The 22730-nt window shown below is 42.1% G+C and carries 21 protein-coding genes; 2 read left to right on the plus strand and 19 right to left on the minus strand.

Going from position 1 to position 22730, the window contains the following annotated elements; translation table 11 throughout:
- Positions 1-50 precede the first annotated feature (50 nt).
- The gene (clpB, locus tag CO692_RS16470) at positions 51-2657 is read right to left on the minus strand and encodes an ATP-dependent chaperone ClpB (protein ID WP_096742745.1); all 2607 of its coding nucleotides are present in this window, start codon (positions 2655-2657) and stop codon (positions 51-53) included.
- 308 nt (positions 2658-2965) lie between these two features.
- On the opposite strand from clpB, the gene CO692_RS16475 reads away from it, so the two are divergent.
- Positions 2966-4492, plus strand: coding sequence for an ABC-F family ATP-binding cassette domain-containing protein (locus tag CO692_RS16475; protein WP_096742746.1), 1527 nt, complete (start codon positions 2966-2968; stop codon positions 4490-4492).
- 38 nt (positions 4493-4530) lie between these two features.
- Here the strand turns inward: CO692_RS16475 and CO692_RS16480 are convergent, their stop codons facing one another.
- From CO692_RS16480 to CO692_RS16535, 12 genes are all read right to left on the minus strand, one after another.
- A complete protein-coding gene (locus CO692_RS16480; protein WP_081118567.1) occupies positions 4531-5562 on the minus strand; it encodes a lysylphosphatidylglycerol synthase transmembrane domain-containing protein in 1032 nt (343 codons plus the stop codon).
- 27 nt (positions 5563-5589) lie between these two features.
- The gene (locus tag CO692_RS16485; protein WP_005235800.1) at positions 5590-5862 is read right to left on the minus strand and encodes a DUF1294 domain-containing protein; all 273 of its coding nucleotides are present in this window, start codon (positions 5860-5862) and stop codon (positions 5590-5592) included.
- A gap of 33 nt (positions 5863-5895) precedes the next feature.
- On the minus strand, positions 5896-6804 hold the full coding sequence (locus CO692_RS16490; RefSeq protein WP_096742747.1) for a diacylglycerol/lipid kinase family protein: 909 nt from the start codon (positions 6802-6804) through the stop codon (positions 5896-5898).
- Between the two features lie 100 nt (positions 6805-6904).
- Positions 6905-8137, minus strand: a complete 1233-nt coding sequence (pepT, locus tag CO692_RS16495; RefSeq protein ID WP_096742748.1) for a peptidase T — start codon at positions 8135-8137, stop codon at positions 6905-6907.
- Positions 8138-8148: 11 nt separating this feature from the next.
- Positions 8149-9267 (minus strand): Nif3-like dinuclear metal center hexameric protein, encoded by a 1119-nt coding sequence (locus CO692_RS16500; protein ID WP_226818200.1) that lies wholly within the window; start codon positions 9265-9267, stop codon positions 8149-8151.
- Positions 9264-9959 carry a tRNA (adenine(22)-N(1))-methyltransferase gene (locus tag CO692_RS16505; RefSeq protein ID WP_096742750.1) on the minus strand — a complete coding sequence of 232 codons (696 nt, stop codon included), beginning with the start codon at positions 9957-9959 and terminating at the stop codon, positions 9264-9266. Before CO692_RS16505 ends, CO692_RS16500 begins: the two co-directional genes overlap by 4 nt.
- Positions 9960-10054: 95 nt before the next feature.
- Complete coding sequence (locus CO692_RS16510; protein ID WP_096742751.1) at positions 10055-10516, minus strand: hypothetical protein; 462 nt, start codon at positions 10514-10516, stop codon at positions 10055-10057.
- 26 nt (positions 10517-10542) lie between these two features.
- The gene (gene dnaI, locus CO692_RS16515) at positions 10543-11472 is read right to left on the minus strand and encodes a primosomal protein DnaI (RefSeq protein WP_005226006.1); all 930 of its coding nucleotides are present in this window, start codon (positions 11470-11472) and stop codon (positions 10543-10545) included.
- The gene (locus tag CO692_RS16520) at positions 11472-12848 is read right to left on the minus strand and encodes a replication initiation and membrane attachment family protein (RefSeq protein WP_096742752.1); all 1377 of its coding nucleotides are present in this window, start codon (positions 12846-12848) and stop codon (positions 11472-11474) included. Before CO692_RS16520 ends, dnaI begins: the two co-directional genes overlap by 1 nt.
- A gap of 13 nt (positions 12849-12861) precedes the next feature.
- Positions 12862-13332, minus strand: coding sequence for a transcriptional regulator NrdR (nrdR, locus tag CO692_RS16525; protein ID WP_005226004.1), 471 nt, complete (start codon positions 13330-13332; stop codon positions 12862-12864).
- 203 nt (positions 13333-13535) lie between these two features.
- Entirely contained in the window at positions 13536-14177 is a 642-nt protein-coding gene (locus CO692_RS16530; protein WP_096742753.1) for a FusB/FusC family EF-G-binding protein, read from the minus strand.
- 246 nt (positions 14178-14423) lie between these two features.
- Positions 14424-14753 carry a hypothetical protein gene (locus CO692_RS16535; RefSeq protein ID WP_008380072.1) on the minus strand — a complete coding sequence of 110 codons (330 nt, stop codon included), beginning with the start codon at positions 14751-14753 and terminating at the stop codon, positions 14424-14426.
- Positions 14754-14929: 176 nt separating this feature from the next.
- Here CO692_RS16535 and CO692_RS16540 point away from each other — a divergent pair, with 176 nt between their 5' ends.
- A complete protein-coding gene (locus CO692_RS16540) occupies positions 14930-15709 on the plus strand; it encodes an ABC transporter ATP-binding protein (protein ID WP_096742754.1) in 780 nt (259 codons plus the stop codon).
- Positions 15710-15870: 161 nt separating this feature from the next.
- Here the strand turns inward: CO692_RS16540 and coaE are convergent, their stop codons facing one another.
- From coaE to murC, 6 genes are all read right to left on the minus strand, one after another.
- The gene (gene coaE / locus CO692_RS16545) at positions 15871-16464 is read right to left on the minus strand and encodes a dephospho-CoA kinase (RefSeq protein ID WP_096742755.1); all 594 of its coding nucleotides are present in this window, start codon (positions 16462-16464) and stop codon (positions 15871-15873) included.
- A complete protein-coding gene (gene mutM, locus CO692_RS16550; RefSeq protein ID WP_096742756.1) occupies positions 16461-17303 on the minus strand; it encodes a DNA-formamidopyrimidine glycosylase in 843 nt (280 codons plus the stop codon). The genes coaE and mutM overlap by 4 nt, the downstream gene beginning before the upstream one ends.
- A gap of 15 nt (positions 17304-17318) precedes the next feature.
- The gene (gene polA, locus CO692_RS16555; RefSeq protein WP_086292321.1) at positions 17319-19964 is read right to left on the minus strand and encodes a DNA polymerase I; all 2646 of its coding nucleotides are present in this window, start codon (positions 19962-19964) and stop codon (positions 17319-17321) included.
- Positions 19965-20089: 125 nt separating this feature from the next.
- Positions 20090-20782 carry a Bax inhibitor-1/YccA family protein gene (locus tag CO692_RS16560; protein ID WP_096742757.1) on the minus strand — a complete coding sequence of 231 codons (693 nt, stop codon included), beginning with the start codon at positions 20780-20782 and terminating at the stop codon, positions 20090-20092.
- The gene (locus CO692_RS16565; RefSeq protein ID WP_005225996.1) at positions 20775-21248 is read right to left on the minus strand and encodes a MaoC family dehydratase; all 474 of its coding nucleotides are present in this window, start codon (positions 21246-21248) and stop codon (positions 20775-20777) included. Before CO692_RS16565 ends, CO692_RS16560 begins: the two co-directional genes overlap by 8 nt.
- 142 nt (positions 21249-21390) lie before the next feature.
- Positions 21391-22725 carry a UDP-N-acetylmuramate--L-alanine ligase gene (murC, locus tag CO692_RS16570; RefSeq protein ID WP_005225995.1) on the minus strand — a complete coding sequence of 445 codons (1335 nt, stop codon included), beginning with the start codon at positions 22723-22725 and terminating at the stop codon, positions 21391-21393.
- Positions 22726-22730: the final 5 nt, after the last annotated feature.

A 22730-nucleotide genomic window follows, 5' to 3' on the forward strand; every position in this document is an offset into this window, starting at 1 on the left:
TGCCACTTAAACGGCAACCATCGTTTTGCATTTATCCATTTTTTATCTTTTTATTCTTCGGTAATTGGCGTATTTTCAAAAACCAGTTGATCGTTCAATAATTCAATCGTGACTTGGGTTTTTGGTAAGACTCTGCCGGCAACGATTTCTTTTGCCAATGGGGTTTCGACTTCTCTCGTGATAAACCGACGGAGAGGACGCGCACCATACGCTGGCTCATAAGCATTTTCAGCGATCCAGCGTTTGGCTTCTTCAGTGATCGTCAACAGTATATCTTGGACTTCCAGTCGTTGTGAAAGCTGTGCGATGATCTTGTCGACGATGCCTGTCACATCGTTTAGACTAAGCGGTGTGAATAAAATCGTATCATCGATCCGATTTAAGAATTCTGGTTTGAAATGCCCTCTCAAGAGATTACGGACATTTTCAGCAACGTTTTCTGGGATCGTCCCTTCTGCGGTCACGCCATCTAGCAAGACTTGAGAGCCGATATTGCTAGTCATGATCAAGACTGTATTTTTGAAATCAACGACTCGCCCTTTTGAATCTGTCAAACGGCCATCATCAAGCACTTGTAACAAGATATTAAAGACATCAGGATGGGCTTTTTCGATTTCATCTAACAAAACGATCGTGTAAGGATTGCGGCGGACAGCTTCAGTCAATTGCCCACCTTCTTCAAACCCTACATAGCCTGGAGGGGCACCAACTAAACGAGACACTGAATGTTTCTCCATGTATTCGCTCATATCGATCCGAACCATATGCTCTTCTGAATCAAAGAGGTTGACCGCCAACGCTTTCGCTAATTCGGTCTTACCGACGCCGGTCGGACCTAAGAACAAGAAGGAACCTAATGGTCGATTTGGATCTTGCAGGCCAGCTCGTGAACGAATAACTGCATCACTGACAGCATCGACTGCTTCGTCTTGTCCGATGACCCTTTGATGCAAGGTCTCATTTAATTTCAACAGTTTTTCTCGTTCGCCTTCCACTAATTTCGCAACAGGGATTCCTGTCAAACGTCCAACGACTAGGGCAATCTCGTTTTCGGTCACTGATTCTTGGACCATCCGAATGCCTTCGTCTTGGTTTTTTTCTTCTAGTTCAGCTAGTTCTTTTTCCAATTGGGGAATCGTCCCATGGCGAAGAACAGCTGCCCGTTCCAAATCATAGTTATTTTCAGCATCTTCCAACTCATGCTTGGCTTTATCGATCTCTGCCCGTTTGTTGGAAACTGCATTGACTTCTTCTTTTTCCGTTTCCCACTGCATTTTCATGGTATTGACTTCTTCACGCAATTCCGCCAATTCTTCTTGTAAAATGCCTAAGCGTTTTTTCGATGCATCATCGGATTCCTTTTTCAATGCGGCTTCTTCGATCTCAAGTTGCATCAAACGACGGGTAACTTGGTCGAGCTCAGTAGGCATCGAATTCATTTCCACCCGAATTGTGGCACTCGCCTCATCGATCAAGTCAATGGCTTTATCTGGTAAAAAGCGGTCCGTGATATACCGATCAGATAAGGTCGCCGCAGCAACAAGCGCGTTGTCATGGATGTTGACGCCATGATGGATCTCGAACCGTTCTTTCAAGCCACGTAAAATCGAAATCGTATCTTGAACGGTTGGTTCCTGTACTAGCACTTTTTGGAAACGACGTTCCAAGGCTTTGTCCTTTTCCATGTATTGACGGTATTCATCAAGGGTGGTTGCGCCAATCGTATGCAATTCTCCCCGTGCCAGCATTGGTTTCAGTAAGTTTCCAGCATCCATGCTACCTTCCGTCTTACCAGCACCTACAATATTGTGGATCTCATCAATAAAGAGAATGATCCGGCCATCGGCTTTTTTCACTTCTTGTAAGACGGCTTTCAAACGCTCTTCAAATTCACCTCGGAACTTGGCACCTGCGATCAAGGCACCCATATCCAGAGAAAAGATCGTTTTGTCTTTTAGGTTTTCTGGGACGTCTTTTCGCACGATCCGTTGAGCCAATCCTTCAACGATGGCTGTTTTACCAACCCCCGGTTCACCAATCAAAACGGGATTGTTTTTTGTTTTCCGAGAAAGGATGCGAATCACATCGCGAATTTCTTCGTCTCGTCCGATAATGGGGTCCATTTTTCCGCTGCGGACTTGTTGGACCAAGTCAACGCCGTATTTTTCTAATGCTTTGTATTGTTCTTCTTGATTTTGTGAGGTCACACGATCCCCTCCTCTTAATGTTTCGATCGTTTGCTTGATTTCTTTTGCGGTGATTCCTTGTTTCTTTAAATACACCGTCAAGGGATGATTTTTCAATTTCATCAACGCATAAAGGACGATTTCTGTGGAAAGATACTCGTCTTGAAATTCATTTTTTAATTGATCTGCCTCAGACAAAAGATGAAACAGATTTTGACTCATGGATTGACCATAACGAACATTTCCTCCTTCAACGGAAGGCAGTTCATCTAATAATCGGTCGACTTCTTTTTCAAAAGCATCGACATCGAGCCCTGTGTCCGTATAAAAATTGCGGCCAAATTGATTGGCTTGCAATAAAATCTTCCATAAATGCGGAATATCAATTTCTTGATGGTGACGGGTCATGGCAATCTGCTGGGCTTCAGCGATAGCACTTTGTAATGTAGTCGTCATTTTTTCTGGGTTCATACTTTTCCCTCCCAAAATGGTAGTCAGAAAAAAAGTACGCTGCAAGCAGTATCCTTTTTTCTACTCTTCTATTATACAATATTGGTCAGTAATGGTCAAAAGATTTCCCTCGAACATCAAAAATTTTTTCAGTATTATTTCATGAAAATTGACAGATGGGAAGTAGCAATGGTATGCTATGTCCTGATTGGTCAGGAACAACCGATTTTCCCGATCTTTTTAAGCGCTTTTTGGCGTATTTTATTCAGTAAGATTATCTACTTAGCTGTAACGTCTACTGTTTACAGCTTTTTTATATGGAGGAAACGATGTTAACATTAACGAATATTAGCCAACAATTTGGCGACAAATTGCTTTACGAAGATGTTTCCGTTCAAATCAACCGTGGGGAAAAAGTCGGTTTGATTGGACGGAACGGCGCTGGCAAAAGTACTTTAATCAAAATCATTACAGGAGAAATTCTCCCAGACGATGGCTTTGTTCAATTTCCAAAAAATTTAAAAATGGGCTATTTGGATCAATACGTCAATGTTGATGAAACGCAATCGATCCGTGATTTTTTGCGCTCTGCCTTTGCAGAAGACTTCGAAAAAGAACAACAGATCGCCGATCTTTATACTGCTTATGGCGAAAGTCTCGACGATAAGCTTTTAGAAAAAGCGGGCGAATTGCAAAATCAATTGGATCAAGGAAATTTCTATCAAATGGATACATTGATCGATGATTTAGCTGAAGGGTTAGGAATTTCGGTTCTTGGAATGGATACCCCCCTTGCTTCCTTAAGTGGTGGTCAACGCTCAAAACTGATCTTAGCAAAAATGCTGCTAGAAAAACCCGACATGCTGATTTTAGATGAACCAACCAACCACTTAGATGATGAGCATATCAAATGGCTGGTTGAATTTTTACAAAACTTTACTGGTACCTACTTAGTCGTTTCTCATGATCGTCAATTCTTGAATGAAATCACGACCCATATCATTGATATCGAATTCGGCAAGCTTTCTAAGTATACGGGGAATTTAGACAAAGCATTAAAGCTAAAAACGCTGCAAAATGAAAGTTATATGAAGCAATACGAAGCACAACAAGAGCATATCAAGAAAACCGAAAGCTATATCCGTAAATACAAAGCTGGTTCTCGTTCAACAATGGCAAAGAGTCGTGAAAAACAATTGGCAAAAATCGAACGCTTGACTCCACCCCAAGATGTCCCTAAACCGCATCTAGGATTTGATTTGGCACCAATCGTTACCACCTTGGCATTAGAGACGACCAATCTAGTCATTGGGTACGACCAAAAGCCCTTACTCTCTCCGATCAACCTAACGATCCGCTATGGCGAAAAAATTGCGATTCGGGGATTTAATGGGATCGGTAAATCAACTCTGATCAAAACGATTCTTGGTGTGATCCCTGCAATTGAAGGAACCGTTTCTTACCCGCAGCATACAAAGTTTAATTACTTTTCTCAAGACCTGGACTGGGAATATCCCTTGCAGACCCCTCTTCAATACCTTGAGGATCTTTTCCCAAAGGCCACCAACAAAGAATTGCGGCGGCAACTTTCTCGGGCGGGATTACCTAGCCAATTAGCCCAGGAAGAATTGAAATTATTAAGTGGTGGCGAACAGACAAAAGTGAAGTTAGCTGAAATGATGTTGATCAAAAGCAACTTTTTGATTCTTGATGAGCCGACCAACCATATCGATCAAGACACGAAAAACAATTTGGAAGAAACCCTGGCAGCCTTTCCTGGAACCGTTCTGATCGTTTCCCATGAAGCTGAATTTTATGAATCCTTTGTTGATCGGATCATTGATTTGAAAGACTAAAAAACACGCTTATCCTCTACTCGAAGATAAGCGTGTTTTTAACTTTCCACTTTTTCTTTTCTTAATTCAGTCAACTCTTGGCTGATATCTTTGCGCTTTTCTTTCATTACATATGCAAAGCCAATAATGAAGGGCCAAATGAATGTCGCTAAGCGATACAGCAGCATGGAAGACGCAGCATCGACCGTGCCAACTAATGGACCAAAAAGCAGCATATAAATAAATTCAAATGATCCGATCCCCGCCGGTGTTGGGATCACCCCGGACAAGACGACGGCAAAGCTGATGAAGGATAACGTCAATAAGAAATCGATCTCTGGATGCTGCACAACAAGAATCACGTAAGGAATCACATACCAAGGTAGCATCTTCAAAAGATTCCAAAGGTAGATGCGCAAGAAAGCGGTGCGGTCGGTAATGATTGCGTTGACCGTTTCTCGCAAAGAATAGATCTGGGTGTTGCATTTGTCAACGATCCCTCTTAACGTTGCACTTTTGAACAGCTTATTGCTGATGATCACAAAAAAGACTTGAATGTTGATACTGACAGAAAGTGCCAATAAAGCGGCAATGATCAAAAAGACGAGTACGATCCCCACCAAAATTACCCAAATCATATTCGGCGCATTGTCATAGAATAGCGAGAATTGAATAATCAACCCAGCGATTGCATATGTCAATATGGCAAACTTATACATCACCATGTGTAAGGTGGTGACACCAACCCCTTGTGACAATTGCAAACCATTTTTACGATAAAAATTCACCTCTGAGATCAAGGTGCCCGCCCCAAACGTCACGATCCGGTAAAAACCACTGTAACAAACCGTTAAAAAGCCTGCCTTAGTAGTAAATTCCGGTTGAAACGTCACAGCGATCTCTTTCACTGTCCGTCCTTCGATCACCAGGTACAATGTGCCAAGTCCCATAACTAATAAGACGACGAGAAAGCTGGTCTCTCTTAGCCCCGCCAAAATATCCATCATCGAGTTACGGACAAAAAAATACATCACACCCAGAATCCCTACTAGTAAAAGTAAATTAAGGGCGAACTTCACTTTAGTTTTCATATTAACTCCTTGCTTGTTATACCGAATTTATGCAAAAAAGACCATCAGCAGGATAGCAAAAACGGTGCCAAAAGCAAAAAAGAGGTGAAACTTCTTCTTTCTTGTTTTGTGGCGAAATACGCGTTGCGCAATTAAACCGCCTAATCCGCCGCCAATCGCCCCCATAAAAAGGAGATTTGCTTCGGGAACCCGCCAACCTTGTTTCACTGCCTGATATTTATCATACCCCATCAGACAGAAAAGATAAAGATTGACTGCAATTAAATAAAACCACAATGGATTGTAAATCAGTGCATTCATCCATTTCCTCCATATGATTGATCGTAGGGACCATTATTTTGATTCTTTTGCTTCCTCAGGTACCAGCATCGTCAACCCATGTTTGATGACTTTCATCTCAATCGGCAGATCATCCGTTGGGTCGCCATCGGTTCGAGTATGAACCGTTTTTTCTTTGGCCTTTATTGAGACCTTTGCGGCAGTGAAATATTCAACACTTGGGACTTTGGCAATTCTACCACGAATAATTCTTGGTAGATACAAAATAAACCGTAAAATATTCAGTTTTGGCAAAAGAATGACATGAAACAACCCGTCATCAGGTTTTGCTTCTTCATCAAAGTTCTTAAACCCACCTGCTGAATTTGACATAACGATTGTCAGTAATTGACTTTTTCCCTGCCATTTCCGTTCGTCAGCAATAACTTCTAATTTGTATTGTTTCTTTTTGATCAACAGATGAATGAACCGTTTCATAAACGCTAACGGCCCATACTGCTGTTTTTCTTCTTGGGAAGTTGCGGCGGCGGTATCTTCCAGAAGACCAATGGTCATCGTCGAGATCATTACTTGATCATTGACCATCCCATAATCGATCGGACGTTCAGCCCCTGTTAAAACATTCTCAAACGCTTCTTCTGGTTTGACTGGTATACCCAACATTCGAGCGAAATTATTTACCGTTCCTCCAGGAATGATCCCGATCTTCAGCTCATCCAGCTTTTCTTTGAAGGTTTGCAGCCCATGATGGATCGTGCCATCTCCGCCGATGATCACAATCGTATCGACTGCGTGTTTTTTGGCAGCCTCTCGAACGTCTTTTGGATCCACGTCTGGATTTGAGGCCTGCAAGAACGCTTGATGCTCTTCGCCTTGTTCTTTCACATAGGCTTGGAATTTTTCTGCTGTTTCTTTTGCTTCACTTTTCCCCGCTGTATCATTGTATAAAACGAGAATTTTCATCCTATTCACATCCTAAAAAGGCCGGGTCTTACGCAAGACCTGCGTGAAGAGTTCCCAGCCCAAGAGTTTTTCATTTATTCCATCAAATCAAAAGCAACGTTTATGCTTGAGCATTCAGTTCGACGATTTTCACGATCACATCGGTCGCCTTCATCATTGATTGTAGCGAGACGAACTCATAACGACCGTGCATATTTTCTCCACCAGCAAAGATATTCGGTGTTGGAATCCCTAGATAGGAGATTTTCGACCCATCGGTCCCACCACGAACAGGTTCTGTTACCGGAGTGATTCCCACTGCTTCCATCGCATCTTTTGCTAAATCAATGATACTCATATCTTTTTCGATGATTTCTTTCATGTTGTAGTATTGATCATATAGATGAACGTGCACTCGCGGTTCATCAAAGCGGGCATTCAAGCTTTCTTGAACCGCTAATAATTGTTCTTTTCTTTCTTCAAAACGGGTCCGGTCATGATCTCGAATAATGTATGCCATTTTCGCTTCTTCTACTGAGCCACTGAGGCTCATCAAATGGAAGAACCCTTCTGTCCCTTCGGTTTTCTCAGGAACTTCATCAGCCGGTAGCGTATTTTGAAAATCGACTGCTAGTTGCAAAGCGTTGATCATGGTGTCCTTCGCAGTTCCTGGGTGGACATTTTTTCCTTGGATCGTGATTTCAGCTTGCGCCGCATTAAAGGTTTCATATTGCAATTCTCCTACTGGACCGCCATCCATTGTATAGGCAAAATCAACATTGAAATCTTCAACATCGAACTTATCTGCACCAACACCAATTTCTTCATCAGGGCCAAAAGCGACTTTGATTTCCCCATGTTTGATCGTTGGGTTTTTAAGTAAGATTTCCATAGCTGTCATGATTTCTGCGATACCTGATTTATCGTCAGAACCTAATAAAGTGGTACCATCAGTAGTGATCAAGGTTTCGCCAGCATAATTTTTTAAATTCGGAAAATCTTTTGTGTTTAATGTGTATTTTCCTTCTTTATCTAATTTAATGGTCGATTCGCCATCGTAATTTTCGATGATCTGCGGATCAACATTTTCTGCATTAAAATCGGCCGTATCCATATGGGCGATAAATCCAATGGAGCGTACGTCATGATCCACGTTACTTGGCAATGTCCCAATCACGAAACCATTGGATTCGTTGTAGTGAACATCGCTTAATCCTAATTCTTCTAGTTCTTTTTGCAGTTCTTTAGCAAAAGCGACCTGTGTTTCGGTGGAAGGTGTTGTCGTGCTTGTTGCATCCGAACGGGTTTCTGTTTTTACATAGTTCAAAAAGCGAGGCAATAAATTTTCGTACATAAATAATTCTCCTATCTATAGTCAAATGGATTTGTTGAAGTGGTGGAAGGAACAAAGGTCACAGCCCAGTTCTCTTCTGCTTTCCACTGGTTGAATTTCTCAATAAACCGAGGAATACATTCCTTTTCGATGTTATGCCCTGGATCGATCCCGATCAACCCATTGGCTTGCATGTCATGGGCAAAATGGTAACTGATATCGCCAGTGATGTACACATCCGCTTGATGGCGTAAGGCATTCGAATAAAAGGATTGGCCACTGCCGCCGCAAATGGCGATTCGCTGAATTTTTTCAGGTGCATCAGGAAAGCTGACGAGGCGTAAAGCAGACAAACCAAAGCGTTCTTTGACACGTGCAACAAACTGATCAACAGAAAGAGGTTCAGCAAGGTTGCCAACCCGCCCGATTCCATAGGTCTTCGGCAAATTGTCTAAGGCATACAGATCATAAGCTGGCTCTTCGTAAGGATGAGCAGCGATCATTGCCGAAAGGACCTTTTTCTCGATCGTTTCTGGAAAAATGACTTCGATTTTCGCTTCTTGCACCTGTTCTTCTTTTCCAATCTCACCAATCGCTGGATGAGCAGCTTGTTGCGGCGTAAAACGTCCAGTGCCAATCAAGGAATAGCTGGTATTTTGATAATTGCCTTGCTGACCAGCACCAGCTTTACCTAATGCCTTTCGTAACGCTGGTGCCGATTCAACAGGGGTAAAAACAGCTAGTTTCTTCATTTTTACTTGATGGGTTTGTTTCAAGTACGTATCTGGTTCAACTTCTAGCAGTTCACAAAACCAATCGTTCAAACCGTCTTCAATAATATCCATATTGGTGTGGGCGGCGTAAACGGCGATATCATGCTTGACGAGATCCATCAACATCTTTTGTTGCGGATCATCTGTCAGCAAGCGGTTCAAAGGCCGAAAGATCGGTGGGTGTTTGGCAATGATCAAGTCGATCTTTTTCTCGATGGCTTCTGCCACCACTTCTGGTCGCACATCAAGAGTCATCATGACTCGCTCGAGCGGTTTGTTTAATGTGCCAACATGTAGACCAACAGGATCGCCTTCTTCTGCCAACCATAACGGGCAGTATGCTTCAAAGCGTTTGATAAATTCTTGACCAGAAATCATGCCAACACCTCCTTGATCCATTCGATTTGTTCCTTTAATTCATTCATTTTCTCAGCAGGTGGTTCTTTGGCTTTCTCTAACTCTTTGACCACTCGTTGACGCTGCTTCAATTCATGCTGCCATTTTTTTAGGAAAACTGGATTTTTTTCTTTTAATAAAAAAGGCCCAAAAAATAATTGCTGGGTCGTGTACGTCGCTTTTCCAGTTTCCGCAACGATGATTTCATAATTTTTATCATTTTCTTCTAACAGCACTTCATGAATGATCGTAAAATTGTGATCAACAAGCCATTCCCGCAAGGTCCTTTCGCCAACATTCGGTTGTAAGACCAAACGTTTGACCCCCGCTAAGCGATTTTTCTGGCTTCCTTCTTCTAAAATCGAACGTATCAGTGTACCGCCCATTCCAGCAACAACAACCGTGTCGATCTCATCTGCTGGCTGAATAGCGTCCAATCCGTCTGCTAAGCGCACCACGATCTTCTCTGTGAGCCCGTTTTTACGTACTTGTTTACTGGCAGAATCATAAGGTCCTTGAACGACTTCTCCAGCTACAGCATAAGTGATTTTGTTCTGCAGCATTAATGCCACAGGTAAATAAGCATGGTCGGAGCCGATGTCGGCGATACGTGCTTGGTCGGGAATTTGTTCGCCCACGCAAGCCAAACGATCCGATAATGCATGTTCGTTCATATTGTCACTCCTTCTTTCGTAGTATAACACGCTTTCCAAAAATAGAAAAAAATGTGCGTCTTGACTGTGGTGCCATTGCCAAGGCGCACATTGCATTAATCCTTCACTAATTCAACCTTTTGAATCGAGTTGCCGGGAATTTGCGGTGGGATCGACATCGTCATGATCGGGACGCCTTGCAGCGACACTTGGACCTTGTCTCCTTCAACTAACTCCTCGATCTCTCCTGAATAGGCCTCAACAGGGACATGGAGAATGACCCCATCATTATGAAAACTTTGGACGACTTGATCCTCATCTTCAACTGCCGCTACGTCTTTCAAAAATAATTGAAAGGTATCATCCGAACCTGCTTGGGCATCTTCTTGGATAATACCAGTAAAAACCGTCGCTGTTTCGCTCTCTGAAGAACTATTGGCAACGGAACTAGCATTCTCACTTGATTCAGAAGGCGTGTTATCGCCACTTGATGCATTGTTGTTTTCGGGACTGCCACAAGCCGTTAACAGCAGCACTGTTGCTAAGGACAAGCCTAGAATCAGTTGTTTTTTCATCATCATCTTCCTCCAGTAATGGTCATTTTTTAGGCATCATTTCGTCGATTTTTGCCCGTCATTTGGATCTCTTGTGTCAAGTAACGAATACGCTCCATAATACGTTTGGCTTTCAATGGTTCGGATTCGCCGCGTTGCGTTACCGAAAGATGCTGTTCCAACTCATGCATGGTAAAATTCGAGGTGAAGAACGTCGGGAGTTGCTCTTGCATTCGGTATTGTAGAATCACACCGAAGACTTCGTCACGAATCCAACTGCTCATCGCATCCGCACCGATATCGTCCATCATTAAGATTGGGGCTTTTTTTACTGCATTCAGCTTATCCCCCACCTGATCTTTGCCGATTGCTTGTTTCATCTCAACTGCAAATGTCGGGAAGTGAACCAATGTCGTCGTATAGCCTGCCTCCGCTAAATCTCTGGCGATCGCGCCAAGCAGATAGGTTTTTCCGATCCCAAAACTCCCCACAAAGTACAGCCCTTTATGAAACTCCTGTGGATTGGCTGTCAACTCACTTATAAAATCAACGGCAGCTGCGATGGCCTCCATTCGGCCAGGCGTTTGCTGATAATCTGCAAAACTTGCTTCTTGTATATCTTTAGGCATATCCATCGCTTTGATGCGACTGCGAATTTCTTCTTGCTTCTGATATGCCAGTAGTTCTTTCGTTGGTACATAAGTGACGTCAATAAAATGAAAATTTAACGCTAAGCGCGGCTCATAGCCCGGTGCGATCATGGATGGATCATTGATGCGGAATTTCCGCTTTTCTTGGACGAACTCATACAGTTTCGCATAGCTTTTTTGAATATCTGCTTCGGTCAATACCTCTTCATTTTCGGCAATAAACGCTTTAACATCAGGATCTTGTAAAACCTCTGCCATCATTGCTGAAAACTGATCACGGTAATTGCGTTTATCCAATAGTTTTCCTAAGTTTTTCCCTACATCTTCCATTACTTGTCACCAGCTTTCTTATGCAAGTAGTTTTGCAGTTTTTTATCTAATTCTGCTTGTCGCTCTGGTGTTAATGCTGTCTCTTCCACTGGTTTTTCAGCCCAAGAAGGCAGCTTTTCTTCGCGAATGATTTTTTTTCCGCTTGTTTGTGGTCGGCTGCGCTTTTCCTTGGCACTTCGAACAAGACTCCGGACATGTTTGATCGCATCTTCTGCCGTACCGATTTTTAATTCTGACCACTGAGCGGCAATATTGTTCACATAATTCCCTGACAAAGCGGCATTGTTTTGGACCACCAAGACATAATGAACCAGAACATTGATCACACTATTCGGCAATGGTGACCGTTCGACAAGGCTCTTGATCAGCCATTGTTCTGAATCCGTCATGAAACTGTTCTTCTCCGCTTTGATCGCCTTGAGAAAAGCGATCGGTGCATTGCTCTCACTTTCTTGAATCAATAATACATCATTTTCTGAAAAACCATTCTGCTTTAGTGTATTGAAGCGGCGTAATTGGCTTTCTGCTTGAGGATCTTCCCTTTTTGTTGTTTTCGTGAAGGTCTGCCGCGATTTTTTCATGATCGCTTGCTCCAGCTTCTTCTGATCGATCTCGCCTGTTGTCAAAGAAACATTGTCCGCCATCAAATCCAACAATTCCAACACATCATAGCCGTATAAAGAATGGTATAGAACTAACTTTTGTCTAAAACTTGGCGTGAAATTAGCGGCACGGATATACCGGCGCTGCGCTTCATATAAAAGAAAGTCCCAATCCAACTGCTTTTCGTCAAGCACCAAGTTCGCATTGGTTTCCTGAAAAGAATCACTGACTGCCTGTAGCGTTTCTTCCTGGGAAGCAAAACGAACGGTATTTAACCCATAAGCGGCTGAGAAGGATTGAGTCACTTCCTGATAATCGGTTAAAGAACATTGTTTTGGTTGATACAGCTTGACCAGTTGATTAAATTTACGCTCCCCGACTCTTTCCAACAAAAGATAGGCATACAATTCATCTTGAAAAAACGCTGCTGGATGAACCGGTTCTTGCAACCAATACAGATACGAGCTCCCGTTTTGAGCATCTGCTTTCTCATAAGACTTTAGCAAGCCAATGCCCTCTAAGTTTTGCTTGGCTTTTATGAAGCGAGGCATTCCGGCATTCATGGCATTCAAGATATCTAAATGCACCGTCGTTATCGCCTCCTCACCATAAAAGGTTTGGGCTTGGACATCGCTTGCGAGTGTCAAATACAATGCTAAAGCATCACTTTCAATAATTGGTTGATACAAATAAATGAGGGCGTCTTTTCCTTCCGTTGTAAGTGGACGGCTTTTAAACACTTTGTACGTTTGATTCGGTAAACTATTGCCCACTTGCTGTCCCCCTCTATTCTTGTGGCTCTTTCGCTTTCTCGACAATGTCTTGCAGTTCTTTTAAGAAAACCGACATGTCTTTAAATTGCCGATACACACTGGCGAAACGAATATACGCGATCTCATCTAAATCAACTAAATCTTCCATCACATATTCACCAATTTGCGTAGTTGAAATTTCGTTTTCTCCAAGAGCACGAACACGGCTTTCAACATGATCGACGATCGTTTCCATTTGATCCATTGTCACTGGTCGTTTTTCAGCAGAACGAATCAAGCCCCGTAAAATTTTTTCTCGGTTAAATTCTTCACGGGCACCATTTTTCTTGATTACAAGAAGGGGTGCCTCTTCAATACGTTCAAATGTTGTAAAGCGATAGCCGCAATTTTCGCATTCACGACGACGGCGAATCACACGTCCATCATCGGCTTGTCGACTATCAACTACCCTCGAATTGTTATGATGACATTTTGGACATTGCATAGTTCCACCTCATTTTCTCTCTTATGCGCTTACGTTTTCACGTAAAGTCATCGATTTCTATGATTAATTATAACATGAAATCCATTGGTACAATAGCCAAAGTGGTTTATTCTGTTCATTTAATACAAAATTTAAATAATGTTATAACTGTTGTTTTTTTCAATGTAAAAAAACGACAGAAATCTTTCTGCCGTTTCATTTCGTTATTTATCTTTCATTTGCAGCAAAGAAACAAACTCATGCAAATTCTCCGGCTGCTCCAACTGCTGATTACACTGTTGACTATCACGGCAAATATAATTTCCGCGTCTCGTATACGTCCCATCGCCGTTGCTTTTGGTCAAAGAAAGAAACATTGACACATTTCCTTCCTGCTGGCACAAGGGACAAATTCCTTTTTTGACCTCGGTTGACACATGACCGTGAAGCCCTGTAAACCCTTGTTCAGTGGCTATGATCATAAACTTACTTTGACTACCGATATCATCCCAGGCAAGATAAGTGGTTTCCTTCAAATCCACGGAAGCAAAATCAGGTACTTTCAGTTTTTTTACTTTCCGAAACATTTTTTCAATTTGCTTCGTTGTCGGCACCTGAAAGGGGCGAACGTATTCTTTAAGTTCAGCTAACAGCTCGTTACTCCGGCTGATCGTCATTCCTGGTTGGAAGAAAGCAGCTAAAATGGCTCGGGGTGCGGTTTCTTCTTCAGGAAAAAATTGTTCAATTGCATCTTTGGTCATCGATTCGACCGTTTTGATCGTTCGAGGGTCATTGACCGATTGATAGGTTCGGACTAATTGGTACACTTGGTGTTTAATCGCGTGAAATTGGTAAGGTTCAATCATTGAAAAGCCTTCTTTCTATTTTCTCATTTATTCTCGCGGCTGTTCTACTTTCTTGACAGTCGTACACAATGCATAAATTAGCATTTGATGACCACCTCCCAATTTCTTTGCTTCTCGCTATGCGATCTTAATGGATTATAATGAGATGTTGAGCAATTGTCAACTGAGCAGTAGTCTCTTGACTCTTCATCCACTCTGATTAACAAAAAAATGCCTCGTCTAGAAGACGAAGGCATCCGTGTTCAGTTATAATTTATCTTCAATTCCAGTATAATGTTTCAGCTGGTCTGCATCTCGACGATCGGCAGAAGAAATTTTATTGGCATCAGGATTTTCAGCTCGCAACAATTCTTCACTGCTGACATTTTCTGGGGTAGTTCGATCATTGCGGGCATCGCGCTCGTCATTTTGATCTTCTAATTCGTTGACTCTTTTTTGATCGTGCTCTTTCTTGATCTGACCTTCGTGTGCTTGTTCTTTTCCAGAATGGGCAAGTTCTTCATTATTGGTCCATTCACCAATTTTTTCTTTAGCCTTGCCAACGATCACATCTTTTTCGTCTTTAAAAGTACCCATAGTTATCATTCCTCCTGTATAGTTTCATCATAACAAGCATTCTGAATTCTGACAAAAGATATGAATGCGATACCAACCAACCAGCGAAATTTGGAAGGATGTGTTATAATAGCAGGTATTATTTTCTGAATATTCTTACAAATGGAGGTGAAGAACCTGATTAGGTTCAATTATCGATGACAGTCCTTGATTTTCAACAGGTTTCATTCATTCGCAACCAGCAATTTTTATTAGAAACTATCAATTGGCAAGTGAAAAAAAATGAACATTGGGCGATTTTAGGCCTGAATGGCGCAGGCAAAAGCTTACTATTGCAACTGATAACAGGAACCTTATGGCCTTCTTCTGGTCAACGAACAGTCCTAGGTGAACGATATGGCAAAACATCTGTCCCGGATCTTCAACGGCGCATCGGTTGGGTTAGTTCCGCTTTACAAAATAAATTTTATGGACGAGATCTTACTGAAGAGATCGTTCTATCTGGGCTTTATTCCAGTATTGGTCTTTATGAAACTTATGATGAAAAACAATTAGACCAAGCAAAAGCGCTTTTGGCTGACTTGGGCCTGACTCATCTGATCCATCGTTCCTATCACGTTCTTTCACAAGGAGAAAAACAATTTGTCATGATCGCACGTGCCATGATGGCACAACCAGAGATCCTGATTTTGGACGAACCTTGTACGGGTCTTGATTTATTTGCGCGAGAAGAACTGTTAGCACGATTGGAGGATTTTTCAAAGCTGACAAATACACCCACCATTCTTTACGTTACCCATCATACAGAAGAGTTGCTACCGCTTTTCACTCATTTGCTGATGCTAAAAAACGGCAAGGTCCATGCTGCAGGTAAACGAGAGGCCATTTTTACTGAGGAGGTTCTCACTACTTTTTATGATCAGCCGATCCTTCTTCACCCCTTCACAGGTGACCGAATCATTGTGACACCCAAGTAAGAGGTACGCATCAATGCATGGTAAACATTAGACACACAATGATGTTTGCCACAAGTCAACTTTTTTCAGAAACGATAGTTCTTTGTAAGATTACGAAGATTTGCTGTTGTACAAAAAAAGACAGCAGGTTTCCTTTGGTGAAAGGGAACCTGCTGCTTTACCTATTTGTTTATAGATGCAAACCAATCATCGATCTGCTGATTGAGTTGGGCGATCGTTCCTTGATTGTCAAAGACAATATCGGCCCGTTGTTTCTTTTTCTCAATTGACAGCTGACTGTCGATTCGTTGTTGCGCTTCTTGCTCAGTCAACTGATTGCGTGCCATCAACCGCTCTTTTTGAATGGCTTCTGGCACATAAACGACTGCGGTTTGATCCATGTATTGGTCATAGTCGGCTTCATAAAGCAAAGGAATGTCAACGATCAACAATGGCACTTCCTGCTTTTTTTCTTCGATCTGAGACAAAATCTCTTGTCGAATAAAAGGAGATAACGTCTGATTCAGCATGCGGCGTTTCTCTGGATCGTTAAAAATCAAAGCACCGAGGGTTTGCCGATCTAGGTGTCCATCATCGGTCAAAATCTGCGGACCAAAGGCTTGCGTCACCGCCTGCAAGCCCTCAGTATTCGGTTCAACGACTTCTCTTGCGATGATATCGGCATCAATAATCGGTAAACCCAGTGATCGAAAATACGCGACTGCGGTACTTTTTCCGGTGGCAATCCCCCCCGTGACTCCTAAGACAAAACTCATTTGCTGGACCTCACATGCAATTTTTGGCACTGAGGGCAAAAGTGCGTCCCCCGTTGGGCAACTTTGATCTTGACGATTGGTGTACCGCATCTGCCACAAGGATTGCCCGTCTGGCCATAGACATTTAATGACATTTGGAATTTCCCGGCTTCTCCTAGTGCATTGAGATAGGTACGAATGGTGGTTCCGCCTGCTTCAACAGCTCGTTCTAAGACATCGATAATTGCTTCATGCAGCACATCTACTTCAGTTGGCATTAATGAATCCGCTGGTTGCTCTGGATGGATTTTCGCTTGCCACAGCGCCTCATCTACATAAATATTGCCCAAACCAGTAACGAGCTTTTGGTCAAGCAATAACGGTTTGATGGCTTTTTTAGACCGCTTCAATCCTTGTTCAAATGCTTCTAATAAAAACAATTCAGGCTTAGGCTCAGGACCTAATTGCATGATCCCTTTATAGGCTGCGCTTTGGTCTTTATCCACTAAGGTCATACGACCAAATTTTCTTACATCATGATAATTTAACTGACTGCCATCTGTAAAATGGAAAATGACATGTGTATGTTTATCAACAATTGGTTCTGACTCAAAATATTCATATTTGCCTTCCATTCGCAAATGTGAGATCAAATCATAATCTGTCAATTTAAAAATCAAAAACTTTCCGCGTCGTTCAAATTTTTCAAAGCGTTGCCCTTTCAAAAGCGCCGAAAAGATCGGCACTTCAGGACTTTCAATGATTCGTGGCCACAGGATCTCGACCGATTCGATCGTTTTATTCAAAACAAGTTTTTCAAGTCCTTTACGGACCGTTTCAACTTCTGGTAATTCCGGCACCTCTGTTCACCTCATTTATTTAGCATCGTACCATGTTTTGCCCCAATTGCTGTCTGTCAGTAAAGGGACATGCAATGCAACGGCTTGCTCCATCACTTCTTTCACTAAAGCGTCAAGACGAGGCAATTCAGATTCAGGTACTTCAAAGACTAATTCATCGTGTACTTGCAGCAGCATCGTTGCTGCTAATTTTTCTTCTTTCAAACGTTTCGCCAGATCGATCATGGCAATTTTTAAGATATCCGCCGCACTGCCTTGAATCGGTGTATTGATGGCAGTTCTTTCGGCAAAAGTTCGAATATTGAAATTGCGCGAATTGATATCAGGTAGGTAACGACGGCGATGATACAAGGTTTCAACGTACCCTTTGTCCTTCGCCTCACGAACGACATCCTCCATATACGTTTTCACCCCAGGATACTTTTCAAAATACGTATCGATGTATTGTTGGGCGGCTTTTCTGGTGATTCCTAGATTCTGGGATAAGCCATAATCAGAAATACCATAAACGATACCGAAGTTGACTGCTTTGGCTTGACGACGCATATTTGGTGTCACATCTTCTGCTTTTTCGATACCAAAGACTCGCATCGCTGTGCTTGAGTGGATATCTTGACCTTCGATAAAGGCTTCTTTCAAATGGGTATCATCTGAAATATGCGCCAACACCCGTAATTCGATTTGAGAGTAGTCAGAAGAATAGATCACCCAATCAGCTTCTCGTGGCACAAAGGCTTCACGGATCTTTCGACCTTCTTCTAAACGAATCGGAATGTTTTGTAAGTTCGGATCGACAGAACTTAAACGACCAGTTTGGGTCAAGGTTTGTACATATCGTGTATGGACTTTGCCATCCCCTTGGATCACTTTTAATAAGCCTTCTACATAGGTTGATTGGATCTTAGCGATTTGACGATAAGTCAAAATGTCTTCAACGATCGGTGCTTGCTCTTTTAGTTGTTCTAACACATCGACTGCGGTCGAATAGCCAGTTTTGGTTTTTTTGATAACTGGTAAGCCCATTTTTTCGAATAAAATCACACCCAATTGTTTCGGTGAGTTTAAGTTGAAGGTTTCACCTGCTTCGGCGTAGATTTTTTCTTCAATTTCATGCAACCGTTGCGCAAATTCGCCCTTCATCTGATGCAAGCGAGACGCATCAACTTTGATTCCAGTGATCTCCATCTCAGCTAAAATCATTGATAAAGGCAATTCCATTTCTTCAAATAGCGCTGTTTGATTTTTCGCTGCCAATTCTTCTGTAAGTTTTGGGGTTAGGTTCGTAATCGCCGCTACTTTACGGGCTAAATGAGCAAAGAAGTCTTCCTCATCCGCCGGCAGCCCTTTTTTCGCGCCTTTTCCATAAATCGCTTCATCCGATTGGATCGCATCATAGCCATAGTGAGCGGCAACACCTGCGATGTCATTATTCGTATCATTCGTGTCTAAAAGATAAGCTGCCAATAAAACATCAAAAGCGATTCCTTTTGGTGCTGTCGTGTACCGGTTTAACGCCACGTACGTGCGTTTGGCATCATAGACGAATTTTTTACGTTTCTCGTCTTTTAACCAATCGGTAAAGACTGGACTTTCAAACAATTCTTCACGATTGCTGACATAAATTTTTTCTTGATTGCCCCAAGCAACACCGACGATGTCTTCCAAATGATAGTTATCCCCCATCATCTCGACATACAATGCCGTGTCTCCCTGGAACATATCCTCCGTTACTTCTTCAACGACCGAAAACAAAATGTCTTCCATCTCAACTGGTTCAGCTGTAATCTGCAACTTATCTAAGAAGCTATTAAAGTTCATTTCTTGGTAGAATGGCACCAATTTCTCTAAATCTTTGCCTTCATATTTGAGTTTGTCGACATCGACCTCAATGGGCGCATCCACATCGATGGTTGCTAATTGTTTTGAAAGAAAGGCGATCTCACGATCATTGATCAAGTTTTCTTTCATCTTGCTTTTTTTCATTTCATCGATGTGTTCATAGATCCCCTCAACAGAGCCATATTCTTTCAATAGCTTGATGGCTGTCTTCTCACCAATTTTGGTGACGCCGGGAATATTATCGGAAGCATCGCCAGCTAGTCCTTTCATGTCGATGATTTGTAAGGGCGTTAGGCCGTCATATTTTTCAGCCACATGAGCGGGCGTATAACTTTCAATTTCGCTAACTCCTTTGACCGTAATGTCAACTTTCACGTGCTCCGTTGCCAGCTGAGTCAAATCGCGATCACCAGATAAAACGACGACATCAAATAGCTCCTTATCGACTTTATTTGCCAATGTGCCAATGATATCATCGGCTTCATAGTTATCTAATTCGTAGTATTGAACACCTAACGCGTTGATCAATTCGCGAATGTAAGGCATTTGTTCTTTAAATTCCCCAGGGGTTTTCGAACGTCCGCCTTTATAATCTTCATACATCGCTGTCCTGAAGGTGGTTTTTCCAGCATCAAAAGCCACTAAAACATGTGTTGGCTGTTCTTTTGCCATCACATTTTCAAACATAGTATGAAACGCATAGATGGCATTTGTGTGCAGCCCGTTGGCATTTTTAAACCGTTCTAATGAATTATGCAACGCAAAAAACGCACGGAAAGCCACACTATTCCCATCAACGAGTAGTAATTTATTTTTTGGCATTTGATTACTCCTTTTCTCAAAAAGTTCCTCTTTATTCTATCAAAGAACGGGCACAAAAGCGATGAATTGCTTTGTTTTCTCTCTCATTTTATACAAAAAAAAAGGCGAGTTTCCTCGCACTTTTTTTAGTTGTTTTTTCCAAAGATTCGCAATAACGCAAGGAATAAGTTGATAAAATCCAAATACAGTTGTAATGCCATGAAAACGGCCACTCCAGTATTTGCGCCACCATTCGTTGCGAAGTATACATTGCGGATTTGTTGATTGTCATAAGCGGTGATCCCCATAAAGACAAAGACGGTCACGATCGATAAAAAGAAATCAACCGGTTGACTGCGTAAAATAAATACATTCAAGAGCGTCGAGATGATGATCCCGATCAACAGACCATAGCCGATACGTCCAACCACACTTAGATCACGTTTGGTCATGATCCCAAATGCTGACATGACACCAAAAGTGACAGCTGCGGAAACAAATGCCCCCACGATCGATCCAAAGTCATAGATCATCAGTGTCACAGACAAGGTCAATCCATTCAAGAGAGAATAGACTAAAAAGCCAGCAACGGTCAAGGAAGGATTTTTCTGCGCCTTCACCCCTAATACAATAACTAGAATGATCTGTACGATCCAAAGACCAGTAAATCCTAGCGGAAAATTGTCGATAAATTGCAGGGTTTGCGCTTGGAAGACTTCCCCAAAAATATAGGCCGAGATCGCACTGATCGCAAGCCCAACGCCGAAGAATAAATACACTTTTGAATAAAAGCGATTTAAGCCTTGGGCTTGGACGGTTTCATTGTTTAAATTATTCATCTTGTTGTTCCTCCTCATTTTCTGCTACTGCTTTTGGTGGCTGGACCATGACCACAGCATCTAAAATACGATGATCTTCTGTGTTGATCGCTTCAACCGAAATAGTTACCACGTCTTTCATTTTATCCACTTTGATCACTTCGAATTCAAAGGTCAACGTTTCATAATGATATACAGGTTCAATAAAGTTTACCGAAAAATTGACTACATGAGAACCAGGACCAGGCAAATGTTTCGATACGGCACTGGTGATGATCCCCATCAACATAATGGATGGCACGATGGGACGCTGATACTCAGTTTTTTGCGTGTAGTCATGTTGTATATACAAAGGATTTGCATCATTAGTAAGCCCTAAATATAACAATAGTTGATTGTCTTCGATCGATTCTGTTAAGGATAACGAATCGCCTTCCTCGATATCTTCAATACTTTTTCCTATTTTTCGCGGTTTCCCTATATTCAAAATTTAATTCCTCCAAAAAGAATAGTTTCATCTGAGTATATTCTATCAGATGCCGACAAAAGTGCAAGTTCGCGGTGCTGCTTTTGCAAAAACTTCATATGTAAAAAAACTCTTGCAGCAAAAACGCCACAAGAGTCTTTGATTACAATACGTTACGAGTTGTATTGCTTAATAGTTTTTCATAGGCTGTTTCAAATTTTTGCACATCGCCTGCTCCCATGAAAATCACGACAGCATTTTGATGATCCAATAGCGGAGATACGTTCTCTTCTTTGATCACAGTTCCGCCTTTTTGAATTTTCTTGCCTAGATCTTCAATTTTAACATCTCCTCGTGATTCACGAGCAGATCCAAAAATGTCACATAGATAGACATGGTCTGCAAGATCCAAGGCTTCCGCAAATTCATCCATCAAAGCGATCGTACGGGTAAAGGTATGTGGCTGGAAGACAGCAATAATTTCTTTCTCTGGATATTTTTGACGAGCGCCATCGATCGTTGCTTTGATTTCTGCAGGATGGTGGGCGTAGTCGTCCACGATCGTCATATCCGCCACGATTTTTTCACTAAAGCGGCGTTTCACTCCAGGAAATGAAATCATCTCAGCAGCAACTTCTTTCATATCCAATCCTTCTTTGTAAGCCACAGCGATCACACTGAGTGCGTTGTTGATGTTGTGCTGACCAAACGCTGGCAAGACAAAATGGCCAATATTTTCACCATGGATAAAGACGTCGAACTCTGAACCTTGGGTGGTGCGTTCAATATTTTTTGCTTGGACATCGTCGTTATCGTTGACGCCGTAATAGTAGATTGGGACATCGGCTTCAAGTTTACGCAAATATTCATCATCACCAAAAGCAAAGATGCCTTTTTTCACTTGACTTGCCATCGATTGAAAGGCTGAGAAGACATCCTCGATCGAGTGGAAGTAGTCTGGGTGATCAAAATCGATGTTGGTCATGATTGCATAATCCGGTGAATACGCTAAGAAATGACGACGGTATTCACAGGCTTCAAATGAAAAGAATTCCGCATCAGGTTCCCCATGACCAGTCCCATCGCCAATCAAGAAACTTGTTGGACGGATGCCGCTTAAGACATGAGAAAGCAATCCTGTCGTACTGGTTTTCCCGTGAGAACCGGTCACCGCAATACTCGTATAGGGCTGAATGAATTGGCCAATAAAGTCATGATAACGAGTAACTTCTAAACCAAGTTCTTTGGCCCGTACGATTTCTTCGTGGGTGTCAGGGAAAGCATTCCCTTGGATAATGACCATTTCTGGTTGAATGTTTGCTTTATCGAAAGGCAACAATTTGATCGCTGCTTTTTCTAGATCACGTTGAGTGAAGAAATATTCTTCCACATCAGAGCCTTGTACTTGGTAGCCTTTTTCGTGCAGAATCAAAGCCAATGAACTCATACCGGAACCTTTGATTCCAACAAAATGATGTATTTTGTTTTGATTTTCCATTATTA

Origin of the sequence: Enterococcus sp. FDAARGOS_375, assembly GCF_002393265.1 — a bacterium.
GTDB classification, from domain to species: domain Bacteria; phylum Bacillota; class Bacilli; order Lactobacillales; family Enterococcaceae; genus Enterococcus_D; species Enterococcus_D innesii.

What these genes read in the sequence shown, in the direction of transcription:
- clpB (WP_096742745.1), bottom strand. Translation starts at nt 2,657, where the DNA reads ATGAACCCAGAAAAAATGACGACTACATTACAAAGTGCTATCGCTGAA.
- CO692_RS16475 (WP_096742746.1), top strand. Translation starts at nt 2,966, where the DNA reads ATGTTAACATTAACGAATATTAGCCAACAATTTGGCGACAAATTGCTT.
- CO692_RS16480 (WP_081118567.1), bottom strand. Translation starts at nt 5,562, where the DNA reads ATGAAAACTAAAGTGAAGTTCGCCCTTAATTTACTTTTACTAGTAGGG.
- CO692_RS16485 (WP_005235800.1), bottom strand. Translation starts at nt 5,862, where the DNA reads ATGAATGCACTGATTTACAATCCATTGTGGTTTTATTTAATTGCAGTC.
- CO692_RS16490 (WP_096742747.1), bottom strand. Translation starts at nt 6,804, where the DNA reads ATGAAAATTCTCGTTTTATACAATGATACAGCGGGGAAAAGTGAAGCA.
- pepT (WP_096742748.1), bottom strand. Translation starts at nt 8,137, where the DNA reads ATGTACGAAAATTTATTGCCTCGCTTTTTGAACTATGTAAAAACAGAA.
- CO692_RS16500 (WP_226818200.1), bottom strand. Translation starts at nt 9,267, where the DNA reads ATGATTTCTGGTCAAGAATTTATCAAACGCTTTGAAGCATACTGCCCG.
- CO692_RS16505 (WP_096742750.1), bottom strand. Translation starts at nt 9,959, where the DNA reads ATGAACGAACATGCATTATCGGATCGTTTGGCTTGCGTGGGCGAACAA.
- CO692_RS16510 (WP_096742751.1), bottom strand. Translation starts at nt 10,516, where the DNA reads ATGATGAAAAAACAACTGATTCTAGGCTTGTCCTTAGCAACAGTGCTG.
- dnaI (WP_005226006.1), bottom strand. Translation starts at nt 11,472, where the DNA reads ATGGAAGATGTAGGGAAAAACTTAGGAAAACTATTGGATAAACGCAAT.
- nrdR (WP_005226004.1), bottom strand. Translation starts at nt 13,332, where the DNA reads ATGCAATGTCCAAAATGTCATCATAACAATTCGAGGGTAGTTGATAGT.
- CO692_RS16530 (WP_096742753.1), bottom strand. Translation starts at nt 14,177, where the DNA reads ATGATTGAACCTTACCAATTTCACGCGATTAAACACCAAGTGTACCAA.
- CO692_RS16535 (WP_008380072.1), bottom strand. Translation starts at nt 14,753, where the DNA reads ATGGGTACTTTTAAAGACGAAAAAGATGTGATCGTTGGCAAGGCTAAA.
- CO692_RS16540 (WP_096742754.1), top strand. Translation starts at nt 14,930, where the DNA reads ATGACAGTCCTTGATTTTCAACAGGTTTCATTCATTCGCAACCAGCAA.
- coaE (WP_096742755.1), bottom strand. Translation starts at nt 16,464, where the DNA reads ATGAGTTTTGTCTTAGGAGTCACGGGGGGGATTGCCACCGGAAAAAGT.
- polA (WP_086292321.1), bottom strand. Translation starts at nt 19,964, where the DNA reads ATGCCAAAAAATAAATTACTACTCGTTGATGGGAATAGTGTGGCTTTC.
- CO692_RS16560 (WP_096742757.1), bottom strand. Translation starts at nt 20,782, where the DNA reads ATGAATAATTTAAACAATGAAACCGTCCAAGCCCAAGGCTTAAATCGC.
- murC (WP_005225995.1), bottom strand. Translation starts at nt 22,725, where the DNA reads ATGGAAAATCAAAACAAAATACATCATTTTGTTGGAATCAAAGGTTCC.